General features: G+C 74.5%; 10 protein-coding genes and 1 tRNA gene. 8 read left to right on the plus strand and 3 right to left on the minus strand.

Annotated features, from left to right (window positions below; all coding sequences use genetic code 11):
• Window positions 1-493: 493 nt before the first annotated feature.
• The 4 genes from ACFUK0_RS37680 to ACFUK0_RS37695 all read left to right on the plus strand — a co-directional run bounded on the left by ACFUK0_RS37680 (window position 494) and on the right by ACFUK0_RS37695 (window position 3,094).
• Window positions 494-566: transfer RNA gene (locus ACFUK0_RS37680), tRNA-Arg, on the plus strand.
• Window positions 567-790: 224 nt separating this feature from the next.
• Entirely contained in the window at window positions 791-1,456 is a 666-nt protein-coding gene (locus tag ACFUK0_RS37685; RefSeq protein WP_380258138.1) for a TetR/AcrR family transcriptional regulator, read from the plus strand.
• Between the two features lie 126 nt (window positions 1,457-1,582).
• Window positions 1,583-2,368: an enoyl-CoA hydratase/isomerase family protein gene (locus ACFUK0_RS37690; protein WP_380258156.1), complete on the plus strand. Its 786-nt coding sequence runs from the start codon at window positions 1,583-1,585 to the stop codon at window positions 2,366-2,368.
• 204 nt (window positions 2,369-2,572) lie between these two features.
• Window positions 2,573-3,094 carry a phosphatase PAP2 family protein gene (locus ACFUK0_RS37695; RefSeq protein WP_380258140.1) on the plus strand — a complete coding sequence of 174 codons (522 nt, stop codon included), beginning with the start codon at window positions 2,573-2,575 and terminating at the stop codon, window positions 3,092-3,094.
• Between the two features lie 12 nt (window positions 3,095-3,106).
• Here the strand turns inward: ACFUK0_RS37695 and ACFUK0_RS37700 are convergent, their stop codons facing one another.
• Window positions 3,107-4,360, minus strand: coding sequence for an acyl-CoA dehydrogenase family protein (locus tag ACFUK0_RS37700; RefSeq protein WP_380258142.1), 1,254 nt, complete (start codon window positions 4,358-4,360; stop codon window positions 3,107-3,109).
• Between the two features lie 136 nt (window positions 4,361-4,496).
• Between ACFUK0_RS37700 and ACFUK0_RS37705 the strand changes: the two genes are divergently transcribed.
• The gene (locus ACFUK0_RS37705; RefSeq protein WP_380258144.1) at window positions 4,497-5,174 is read left to right on the plus strand and encodes a TetR family transcriptional regulator; all 678 of its coding nucleotides are present in this window, start codon (window positions 4,497-4,499) and stop codon (window positions 5,172-5,174) included.
• A 90-nt stretch (window positions 5,175-5,264) separates the two neighbouring features.
• Here the strand turns inward: ACFUK0_RS37705 and ACFUK0_RS37710 are convergent, their stop codons facing one another.
• The gene (locus tag ACFUK0_RS37710; protein ID WP_380258146.1) at window positions 5,265-7,289 is read right to left on the minus strand and encodes a M3 family metallopeptidase; all 2,025 of its coding nucleotides are present in this window, start codon (window positions 7,287-7,289) and stop codon (window positions 5,265-5,267) included.
• 198 nt (window positions 7,290-7,487) lie between these two features.
• On the opposite strand from ACFUK0_RS37710, the gene ACFUK0_RS37715 reads away from it, so the two are divergent.
• The gene (locus ACFUK0_RS37715; RefSeq protein WP_380258148.1) at window positions 7,488-9,233 is read left to right on the plus strand and encodes a bifunctional 3'-5' exonuclease/DNA polymerase; all 1,746 of its coding nucleotides are present in this window, start codon (window positions 7,488-7,490) and stop codon (window positions 9,231-9,233) included.
• A 10-nt stretch (window positions 9,234-9,243) separates the two neighbouring features.
• Here ACFUK0_RS37715 and dhaM read toward each other — a convergent pair whose 3' ends face one another.
• The gene (dhaM, locus tag ACFUK0_RS37720; RefSeq protein WP_380258150.1) at window positions 9,244-9,636 is read right to left on the minus strand and encodes a dihydroxyacetone kinase phosphoryl donor subunit DhaM; all 393 of its coding nucleotides are present in this window, start codon (window positions 9,634-9,636) and stop codon (window positions 9,244-9,246) included.
• Between the two features lie 168 nt (window positions 9,637-9,804).
• Here dhaM and dhaK point away from each other — a divergent pair, with 168 nt between their 5' ends.
• Both dhaK and dhaL read left to right on the plus strand, forming a co-directional pair.
• Window positions 9,805-10,800: a dihydroxyacetone kinase subunit DhaK gene (gene dhaK / locus ACFUK0_RS37725; RefSeq protein ID WP_380258152.1), complete on the plus strand. Its 996-nt coding sequence runs from the start codon at window positions 9,805-9,807 to the stop codon at window positions 10,798-10,800.
• A 29-nt stretch (window positions 10,801-10,829) separates the two neighbouring features.
• On the plus strand, window positions 10,830-11,269 hold a 440-nt coding region (dhaL, locus tag ACFUK0_RS37730), incomplete at its 3' end, for a dihydroxyacetone kinase subunit DhaL (protein ID WP_380258154.1).

Here is an 11,269-nt window from a genome sequence, read left to right on the forward strand (position 1 = left end):
GCCGCCGCGGCGGCCCGGCCGCACCGCCCGCGGCCCCCTACCTGCGCGGCCATGACAAGAGGTTGGCGGCCCGGCGGCCCGCGGCCGCCCCGAACGAGTGGCCCGGAAGCCTATTCACCCACGTCATCCGACCGAAGTAACCCGATTTCGCCCCCCACCCGCGCGGGCCCGACCGCTTTCTCCGTGCCGAATCCATAACGGGTGGGGCGACAGCCCCGTAACGACTGCACAACGTCCGGACCCAGAGCACGCCAGACCGCTGCACGCACGGCCTCCACCTGCGATTATCGGACCGCCCCACCGAAGCCCACCCACCCGCGACGGTGTCGTCAGGCCCGGTGGAGGAACCGGACACCCTTATCCTGTCCCCAACAGGGCGAGGGTTCCGCCAACCCCAACCGCACCCCCACAACGGGGCCGGGTACCGGGCGCCGCGAGGCGTTCGACACCAGACCCCGGCGACGGTCACGCCCTGTCCGGGTCGGCCCGTCACGCCCCCATAGCTCAGCGGATAGAGCACCCGCCTTCTAAGCGGTAGGTCGCAGGTTCGAATCCTGCTGGGGGCACCCACTGCCTGACCTGCGGGATCTCCGCGGGATGCCGGCCCCGGCCGTCGAGCCGCCCACCGCCCGCGCCCCCGGCACCGGGGCCCGTCCGGGCCTCCCCGCAGCGCCCCGCGCCGCCGCGTCCGCCAAATACCCCCTGAGCCACGGGAATTCGATAGTACAAATACTTTATACTTGGTCCATTCTTTGACTTGACCAATATTTGATCCTGGTACACTGGCGTCATGCTCAAGACAACCGTCCCCGAGGCGCCCAGCCTGCGCGAGCGCAAGAAGCTCCAGACCGCTCAGCGCCTCTGGCGGACGGCGATCGGGCTCTTCGTGGAGCGCGGCTTCGACCAGGTCTCGGTGGCCGAGATCGCCGCCGCCGCGGACGTCTCCAAGATGACCGTCTTCAACTACTTCCCCTCCAAGGAAGACCTGGTCATGCGTCCCCTGGAGGAGCAGGCCGACGGGCCGGCCGGAGCGGTGCGCCGACGGGCCGGGGGCCAGTCCGCGCTCGACGCGATCCGCGCGCACTTCCTGGCCGGGCTGGAGGAGCACGACCCGGCGACCGGACTGAGCGACGACGCGGCCGTCGTCCAGGTGGTCCGGCTGATCTTCGCCACCCCCGCGCTGGGCGTCCGGGCGCTCGCGCTGTCGGCCCGGGCCGACGAACTGCTCGCCGAGGAGCTGGCCAACCAGCAGCCCGGCGGGGAGCGGTTGATCGCGCAGGTCGCCGCGGCCCAACTCCTCGGGGTCCGGCGGGCCCTGGTGCAGGCCAACCAGCAGCGGATGCTGGCCGGTGAATCGGCTGCGGCCGCCCTGCCCGGGGCGAGGGCGAACGCCGTCCGGGCGTTCGCGTTCGCCGAGCGGGGACTGGGCGGCTACGGCGCTCGCCCGGCCACCTGAGAGAGTGGGCTCCGACCCCTGCAGACCACCCATGGGCCCGGGCCCGGCCCCGGATCCCGCCGACCGCCGGAGGCGCACGTGCCCGACGACCTGCTCCTGCGGGGCCGCGAGGACCTGCCGACCGGAATCGACGGCCTGCGGGCCTGCACCGGCCCGGACGGCGTCGCGGTGCTCGTGTTCGACCGCCCGCACCGGCGCAACGCCGTGACGCTGGCGATGTGGCAGGGCCTGCCCGAGGTGCTCCGGCTGCTGGCCGGCCGGAGCGGAGTACGCGCGCTGCTGGTCACCGGCGCGGGCGGCACCTTCAGCGCCGGCGCGGACATCTCGGAGCTCTCCGAGGTGTACGGCGATCCCGGACGGGCCGACGCCTACCACGCGGAGAACGTCCTCGCCGAGGAGGCGCTGGCCGCCTTCCCGCACCCGACCATCGCGGTGGTCCACGGCTCCTGCGTCGGGGGCGGCTGCCAGCTGGCGGTCGCCTGCGACCTCCGGTTCGCCTCGGACGGTGCCCGGTTCGGCATCACCCCGGCCAAGCTGGGCGTGGTCTACCCGGCGGTCCCGACCCTCCGGCTGGCCCGGCTGGTGGGCCCGGGCCGCGCCAAGTACCTGCTGTTCTCGGGCGAGTTGGTGAGTGCTGCCCGGGCCGCCGAGCTGGGCCTGCTGGAGGAGGTCCTGCCCGACGGCGAACTCGACGCCCGCGCGCTGGAGTTCGCACGGCTGCTCGGCAGTCGTTCGCCGCAGACGATCGGCGCCGTGAAGGCCGCGCTGGCCGGCCCGCCGGAGGAGGCGGCCGGGGCGATCGAGCCCTGGGTCCGCCGCTCGCGCCGGGCTCCCGACGTCCGCGAGGGGCTGGCCGCCTTCCTGGAGCGGCGCGAGCCCAGGTTCCAGCCGCCGGCGCCGCCGGGCCGGTGACCGGCGGGGCTGATCACCGGCGGGGTGTTCAGGCGCCAGGGCGTTCAGACGCCGGGGCGTTCGGGCGGCCGGGCGCCCGGGTGGCGTAGATATGATCACCGGACACCCGGCCCACCTGCCCTGGAGCCCAAGATTTCCGTTGAGAGCGCGCCGACCGAGACCGCCTGGGCCCGACGGGTCACCGACTGGGTCGAGCCGAAGAACGTGATCATCGCGGTGCTGCCGCTGGTCGGAGCGGGTCGCTACGGCTGGGCAGGCCTCGGCTGGGCCGCGTTCGCGGCGCTGTTCGCGGCCGTCGTCCCGACCTGGTTCATCCGGCGCGGGATGCGCCGGGGCCAGTGGGAGGACCGGCACGTCGGCCAGCGGCAGCGCCGCCTGGTGGTGATCCCGTTCATCATGCTCTCGGTGCTCACCAGCTTCGCCGTGATGCTGTGGCTCGACGCGCCGGCCGACATGACCGCCATGGTGCTGGCGATGTTCGCCTCGCTGGTACCGATCATGGTGATCACCGTGTGGTGGAAGATCTCCGTCCACACTGCCGTGGCCGGCGGCGCCGTGACCTGCCTGGCGATCGCCCTGGGCCCGTGGTGGCTGCTGCTGTACCCGCTGGTGGTGCTCATCGGCTGGTCCCGGGTGGTGCTCCGGGACCACACGACGGCGCAGACCCTGGCCGGCGCGGCGGTCGGTGCGCTGACCGCGGGCCTGACCTTCTGGGCGGCTCGCTGACGCCGCGGGGCGTCAGCGGATCGGCATCCCGGAGATGGTCCGGGCGATCACCAGGCGCTGGATCTCGCTCGTCCCCTCGAAGATGGTGTAGATGGCGCTGTCCCGGTGCATCCGCTCCACCGGGTACTCCCGGGTGTAGCCGTTGCCGCCGAGGATCTGCATCGCCTGCGCCGTCACCCACTTCGCGGTCTCGCCCGCGTACAGCTTGGACATCGATCCCTCGGCCGAGGTGAACGGCTGCTGGTTGGCCGCCATCCAGGAGGCCCGCCAGACCAGCAGCCGGGAGGCGTCGATCCGGGTCTTCATGTCGGCGAGGGTGAAGGCGACGCCCTGGTTGTCGATGATCGGCCGGCCGAACTGCACCCGGGTCCTCGCGTAGTCGAGCGCGACCTCGTACGCGGCCCTGGCGATGCCGATGGCCTGGGCTCCGACGGCGGGCCGGGAGGCCTCGAAGGTGGCCATCGCGGCGTTCTTGACCGAACCGCCCTTTCCGGCGGACGCCTTGCCCGCGGCGCTCCCGGCCGCCCGCTCACGGGCCCGGGCGAGCCGCTCGTCGAGCTTCTCCTTGCCGCCGAGCAGGCAGCTCCCCGGCACCCGGACGCCGTCCAGCACCACCTCGGCGGTGTGCGAGGCGCGGATGCCGTGCTTCTTGAACTTCTGCCCCTGGGACAGCCCGGGGGTCTGCGGCGGGACGACGAAGGAGGCCTGGCCGCGGGCGCCGAGCGCCGGGTCCACGGTCGCCACCACGACGTGCACGGCGGCGATGCCGCCGTTGGTGGCCCAGGTCTTGGTGCCGTTCAGCACCCACTCGTCCTTGGCCTGGTCGTAGACGGCGCGGGTGCGCAGCGCGGAGACGTCGGACCCGGCGTCCGGCTCGGAGGAGCAGAACGCGGCGACCCTGACGTCGTCCGGGGTGCCGAACATCTGCGGGGCCCAGGTGCCGATCTGCTCCTCGGTGCCGTTCGCGAGGACGGCGACGGCGGCCAGCGTGGTGCCGACGATCGACAGGCCGATGCCGGCGTCGCCCCAGAAGAGCTCCTCCATGGCGATCGGGATGCCGATGCCGGAGGGGTCGAAGTACTGCTGCGCGTAGAAGTCCAGCGAGTAGATGCCGAGCTTGGCGGCCTCCTGGATGACCGGCCAGGGGGTCTCCTCGCGCTCGTCCCACTCGGCCGCCGCGGGGCGCATCACGTCGGCGGCGAAGCCGTGCAGCCAGTCGCGTACGGCGAGCTGGTCGGGGCCCGGGTCAAGCGAGAAGGTGCTCATGGTGCCTCCGGTCGGGTCGAATGGTGTTACCCCCGGTAACATCGCTGGGAGTCTGCTACTGATACGTAGGAAATGTCAACGCCCGGCGCCCTCCCCGCCGGCCCTCCGCCGACAACGCCCGAGCCAGGAGCCGCCCGTGCCGCCCGCCGCCCCCGCCAGCCCCGGCGAGCCCCGCAGGGAACAACTGCTGAACGCCGCCGACCGCGTCGTCCAGCGCGAGGGCCCCGCCGCGAGCATGAACGCCATCGCCGCCGAGGCCGGCATCACCAAGCCCATCCTGTACCGGCACTTCGGCGACCGTACCGGCCTGATCCGGGCCCTGACCGAGCGCCACACCGGCGGACTGCTGACAGCCGTCCGGGCCGCGCTGAACGAACCGCTGGAGCGCCGTGACCGGGTCGAACACGTCCTGGACACCTACCTGGCGGGTATCGAGTCCCGCCCGCAGGTCTACCGGCTGCTCACCCACCCCGAGGCCGGTGACCCGACCGGCGCCGGCAACGCCCTCGCACCGGCCCTGCGGCAGATCGCCGAGGAGATCACCAACGCCGTGCTGCTCCAGGTCGACCTCGGCCCGGAGGCCCAACTGCTCTCCGAGGCCTGGGGGCGGGGCATCACCGGCATGGTGCTGGCGGCCGGCGACTGGTGGCTGGAGAGCAGGCCCTGCTCGCGCGCCCGGATGGTCCAGGCGCTGGCCGACCTCCTCTGGGGCCGGCTCGCCGCCGCCGCCGACCTGCCGAGCGCCACCATGCCGTCCGCCGAACCGGCCGCCGAACCGTCCCAGGCGGCACCGGCGGCACGGGCGGCCGACTGAACACTCCTGCCTGTCGGGCCGTTCCGGCCCGTCACCCCGCGCCGGGGCCCGCCGCCCGGACGGGGGACGGCGGGCCACTGCGGCGCACCGCTACGCCAGGCCCCGCCGGGCCAGCAGCGGGCCGAGCTGCGGGTCGCGGCCGACGACCGCGCGGAAGCACTCCATCGCGTCCACGCTGCCGCCCCGCGACAGCAGCCCGGCCCGGAACGCCTCGCCGCTCTCGCGCACGGTGCGGCCGTTGCCCTTGATCCAGCCGACCGTCTCGGCGTCCAGCATCTCGGACCAGATGTACGCGTAGTACCCCGCGCTGTAGCCGCCCGCGAAGATGTGGTTGAAGTACGTCGTCCGGTAGCGCGGTGGGACGGCGGCCACGGCGAGGCCGGCCGCGGCCAGTGCCTGTGCCTCGAACTCCTCGGCGTCGTCGATCCGGTGGCCTGCGGGGATGGTGTGCCAGGCCCAGTCCAGCAGCGCGGCCGCGAGGTACTCGACGGTGCGGAAGCCCTGCCCGAAGCCCTCGGCGGCGGTCATCCGCTCGACCAGCCCGGCCGGCAGCGGCTCACCCGTCACGTGGTGCTTGGCGTAGTTGGCCAGGACGGCCGGCCAGGCCATCCACATCTCGTTGACCTGCGAGGGGAACTCGACGAAGTCCCGGGGCACGCCGGTGCCCGAGAACAGCGGGTAGCGCACGTCCGAGAACAGCCCGTGCAGCGCGTGCCCGAACTCGTGGAACAGCGTCCGCACCTCGTCCCAGGTCAGCAGCACCGGCTCGCCGGCGGCCGGGCGCGCGATGTTGAGGTTGTTCAGGACCACCGGGCGCCGGTCCAACAGCCTGGACTGCGAGACGAGTTCGTCCATCCAGGCGCCGCCGCGCTTGGAGGCCCGGGCGTGGAAGTCGCCCAGGAACAGCCCGAGCGAGCCGCCGTCCTCCTCGAACACCTCGAAGACCCGGGCGTCCGGGTGGTAGCCCACCAGGTCCGGCCGCTCGGTGAAGGTCAGCCCGTAGGCCAGGCCCGCCGCGAAGAACACGCCGTCGTGCAGCACCCGCTCCAGCTCGAAGTACGGGCGCAGCACCGCCGCGTCCACGTCGTACGAGGTCTGCCGGACCCGCTCCGAGTAGAACGCCCAGTCGTGCGCGGCGATCTCGGTGATGCCGTCGGCCGCCGCCGACCGGGCGAGTTCGACGGCCTCCCGCTCGGCGTTGGCCACGGCGGCGGGCACCAGCCGGGCCAGCAGGGCGTCGACCGCCGCGACGCTGCCCGCCGTCTCGTCCGCCACGACGTACGCCGCGTGGTTGGGGTGGCCGAGCAGCTGAGCCCGCTCGGCGCGCAGGCCCGCCATCCGGATCGCCAGCGGGCCGTTGGCCTGCGCGGCGCGGCCGAGCGAGGCCGCGAGCAGCCGCTCGCGCACGGAGCGGTCGGTGAGCTGGGCCAGTTCGGACTGGTTGGAGAAGTTCTTCAGGCTCAGCACGTACTTGCCGTCGTGGCCGCGCGCCCGGCCGTTCTCGGCCGCCGCGGCCACCGCGTCCGCCGACAGACCGTCGAGCTGCTCGGCGCTGTCCAGGACGAGCGCCCGGGCCCGGGTGTCGGCCGCGACGTTCTGCTGGAACGCCGTCGCCGAGGAGGCGAGTTCGGTGTTCAGCTCGCGCAGCCGGGCCTGCTGCGGGGCGGCCAGGCGGGCCCCGGCCCGGACGAACCGGGTGTGGTGGCGCTCCAGCAGCCGCAGCGACTCGGCGTCCAGGCCGAGCGTCTCGCGCCGCGCGTGCAGGGCGTCGATCCGGGCGAAGAGCGCGGCGTCCAGGTGGACGGCGTCGCGGTGGGCGGCGAGCCGGGGGCTGATCTGCGCGTCGACGGCGTCCACCACGTCGTTGGTGTCCGCGACGCTCTGGTTGTCGAACACGGCGCAGACCCGGCGCAGCAGCGCACCGGAACGCTCCAGGGCGACCAGGGTGTTCTCGAAGGTCGGCGGCTGCGGATCGGCGGCGATCGCCGCGATCTCGGCGAGCTGGTCGGCCATGCCCCGCTCGAAGGCGGGCAGGTAGTGCTCTTCCCGGATCACGGTGAAGGGCGGCAGTTCGTAGACCAGGGTGCTGGGCTCGAAGAAGGGGTTCTCGGTCATTTCGCCGACCCTACGCGGTACCCGATCAGCGGCCCACAGCCAGTCACCGGACTTGTTCCCGGGGCACCGGCCGGGCCGCCGGACACCCCGCGCGGCCGCCGCTTCCCCCGCTTTGTCAGACCTCACCGCTACCGTCGAACGCACCACCCGAACACCCTGACGCCGAAGCACCGCCCACCAGTACCGAGAGAAGACCCCGTGCCGCCCCGGATCGCCCTGGCCCCCGACCCGCACGGCCCCGGCGGCCGTCTGCAACCGCTGGACGACTCCGGCACGCCCCTCGGCCCTCCCGTCCACGCCCCCGACCTCGCCGCCGCCGTGGCCGGGCAGGAGGCGGCCTCGCACCCGCGCTGGGTCTGGGCCGCCACCGACGGCGCGTACGCGCCACTGCTGCCCAAGCTCCCCGGCCGCCTGGCCCGCTGTCACGACCTGCGTCTGACCGAGGCCCTGCTGCTCACCCACGAGGGCCGCTACGGCCAGCCCCGCTCGCTCGGCGCGGCCTGGGCCAGGATCCACCGCCTGGCCGTCCCGCCGGACCTGCCCGACACGGGCGGCGCCGGCGACCAGGACACTTTGTTCGCCCCCGACCGCCTCCAGCTGCCGCCGGCCACCGACCCGTTGCAGGCCGTCGTCGCCGTCCACGCGGATCAGCAGCGCCGGCTCCAGGAGATCACCGAGCCCGCGGCGGCGGCCGGCCCCGCGCCCGCCGCCGGGGCCGGCTCCCCCGCGCGGGCCCGCTTCCGGCTGCTGGTGGCGGCGGAGTCGGCGGGCGCGCTGGTCGCCGCCGAGATGGCGTTCGACGGCCTGCCCTGGCGGGCGGACATCCACGACGCGATGCTCACCGAACTCCTCGGCCCGCGCCCGCACATCCCCGGCACCCAGCCGAGGCGGCTGGCCGAGCTGGCGGCGGAGCTCCAGCAGGCCCTGGGCGGGCGCCCGTTCAACCCCGACTCGCACACCCAGGTCCTGCGCGCCTTCGCCGACCAGGGCGTCCAGCTCGGCTCCACCCGCTCCTGGGAGCTGCGCGGGGTCGACCACCCGGCGGCCGCGCTGCTGATCCGCTACAAGGAGCTGTCGCGGATCCACGCCGCCCACGGCTGGGCCTGGCAGGACGCCTGGGCGCGCGGCGGCCGGTTCCGTCCCGAGTACGTGGTCGGCGGTGTGGTGTCGGGCCGCTGGGCGAGCCGGGGCGGCGGCGCGCTGCAGATCCCCCGCATCCTGCGCGGCGCGGTGGTCGCCGACCCGGGCTGGCTGCTGGTCGTCGCGGACGCGGCGCAGCTGGAGCCGCGCGTGCTGGCCGCGCTGTCCGAGGACGCCGGGCTGGCCCGCAGCGCCGCCGAGGGCGACCTGTACGAGGCGCTCGCCGCCAGTGCCTTCCAGGGCGACCGGGCGAAGGCCAAGCTCGGCCTGCTCGGCGCGATGTACGGCCAGACCAGCGGTGACATCGGTCCGCTGCTCGCCACCCTGCGGCGCCGCTATCCGGCCGCGATGGGGTACGTGGAGGCGGCGGCCCGGACGGGCGAGGACGGGGGCGTGGTGCGCTCCCGGCTCGGGCGGGTCTGCCCGCCGCCCTCCGCGGACTGGCTGGACTTCACCGAGGATCCGGGCAACGCGGCCGAGGGCGGGGCCCGTTCGGCGCGCGCCCGGGGCCGGTTCACCCGCAACTTCGTCATCCAGGCGAGCGCGGCCGACTGGGCGCTGGCCCTGCTCGCGGCGCTCCGCCGCCGCCTGGGCGCACTGGACACGGCGGCCGCGGACCGCCCGCACCTGGTGTTCTTCCAGCACGACGAGGTGGTGGTGCACACTCCGGCCAACCTGGCCGACGAGGTCGCCGCCGCGGTCGCCGAGGCGGCGGAGGAGGCCCGGACGCTGGTGTTCGGCGCCACCCCGGTGCGGTTCCCGCTGAGCACAGCCGTGGTGGAGTGCTACGCGGACGCGAAGTGACCGGCGCCGGTCAGAACTTCCGGTAGCCCCGGGCCTCCTCCGCGGCGGCCACCACCTCCGCCAGCGCCGCGCCGGTGGAGGCGGTCACCACGGCGGCCACCGCGCCCTCCACGAACGGCGCGTCCACCAGGACGGCGCCCGGGCGCGGGTGGTCGGCGAGCGCCGTGACGGCGGTCAGCACCGAACTGCCGAGGTCTGGCAGCACGACCACGCCCGAACCGGTGTCGGCCGCCGCCACGGCGCGCACGATCAGGTCGTAGCTGGTGCCCAGCCGGCCGTCCTCGGTGCCGGCGGCGAGCACCACGGGGACGGCGTCCGAGCCCAGTTCGCGCAGGAGTTCGCGCAGACCGGCGGCCATGGCCGCGCTGTGCGAGACGAGGACGACACCCACCGGACCGGTCATGCCCCGACCCTAGCCCGGCTCACCACCCCGCGCCCGCCCGTCAGTTCGATCGCGCGTGTCGCGTTCCGCGCCGACCGGCCCGCTCTGGCGTAGCGTCGGCCGGGGCGGCGTCCGTCACGACCGCTGCCCGAGTCCGGGCCCGAACTGTCACCCGAGGGAGCGCGCGCTGTGAAGAAGCTGATCAACACCCCGGAGACCGTCCTGGAGGACGCGCTGGCCGGGGTCGCCGCCGCCCACCCGGAGTTGGCCGTGGACGTGGCGAACCGGGTGATCACCCGGGCCGTGCGCCCCGCCGCGCCGAAGGTCGCGCTGGTCTCCGGCGGCGGTTCCGGCCACGAGCCGCTGCACGGCGGCTTCGTCGGCCCGGGGATGCTCGACGCGGCCTGCCCCGGCGAGGTCTTCACCTCCCCGGTGCCCGACCAGCTGCTCGCCGCCGCGCAGGCCGTCGACACCGGCGCGGGCGTGGTGTTCGTGGTGAAGAACTACACCGGTGACGTGATGAACTTCGGGCTGGCGGCCGAACTCGCCGCCGAGGAGGGCATCGAGGTCCGGACCGTCCTGGTGAACGACGACGTCGCGGTCGAGGACTCGACCTGGACGGCGGGGCGCCGGGGCACCGGCGCCACCGTGCTGGTGGAGAAGATCGCCGGGGCGCTGGCGGAGCGCGGCGGCGGCCTGGACGAGGTCGCCGCGCTGGGGACGCGCGTCAACGCTGCCTCCCGGTCCTTCGCGGTGGCCCTGACGGCGGCGACCGTCCCGGCGGCGGGCAGGCCGGGATTCGAGCTGCCCGAGGACGAGATCGAGGTCGGCGTCGGCATCCACGGTGAGCCGGGCCGCCGCCGGGAGAAGATCCGCCCGGCCCGGGAGCTGGCCGCCGAGGTGGTCGGCACCGTCCTCGCCGACCACGACCTGACGGCCGGCGACGAGGTGATCGCGTTGCTGAACGGCCTCGGCGGCACCCCGCTGCTGGAGCTGTACATCGTCTACGGCGAGGTGGCCGCGCTGCTGGCGGCACGCGGCATCACCGTCGCCCGCAGCCTGGTCGGCAACTACGTCACCAGTCTGGACATGGCCGGCTTCTCACTCACCCTCGCCAAGGCGGACACCGGACTCCTGGAACTCTGGGACGCCCCGGTGGCGACCCCGGCCCTGCACCGCTCCTGAAACCGCCCGGCCCCGAAGGAGACCCCCGGATGACCATGGACGCCGCACGCGCCGAAGCCTGGATCCGCGCCCTCGCCGCCGCCGTCGCCGAGCACCGGCAGCAGCTCACCGACCTCGACTCGGCGATCGGCGACGGCGACCACGGCAGCAACCTGGAACGCGGCTTCACCGCCGTGCTCACGGCCCTCGACGCCCTGCAGCCGGACGGCGCCGGAGCGGTCCTGGCCAAGACCGGCAGCACGCTGATCTCCAAGGTGGGCGGCGCCTCCGGGCCTCTGTACGGGAGCGCGTTCCGCGCCATGGGCGCCGCCCTGACGGGCCCGGCCGCCGATCCGGCACAGCTCGCGCAGGCGCTGGCGGCCGGGCTCGCTGCGGTGCGGAAGCTGGGTGGCGCACAGCCGGGCGACAAGACGATCGTGGACGCCTACGCCCCGGCGCTGGCAGCCTTCGAACAGGCGGCCACCGACGG

The organism is Kitasatospora sp. NPDC057223 (genome assembly GCF_042669755.1).
Classification (GTDB): domain Bacteria; phylum Actinomycetota; class Actinomycetes; order Streptomycetales; family Streptomycetaceae; genus Kitasatospora.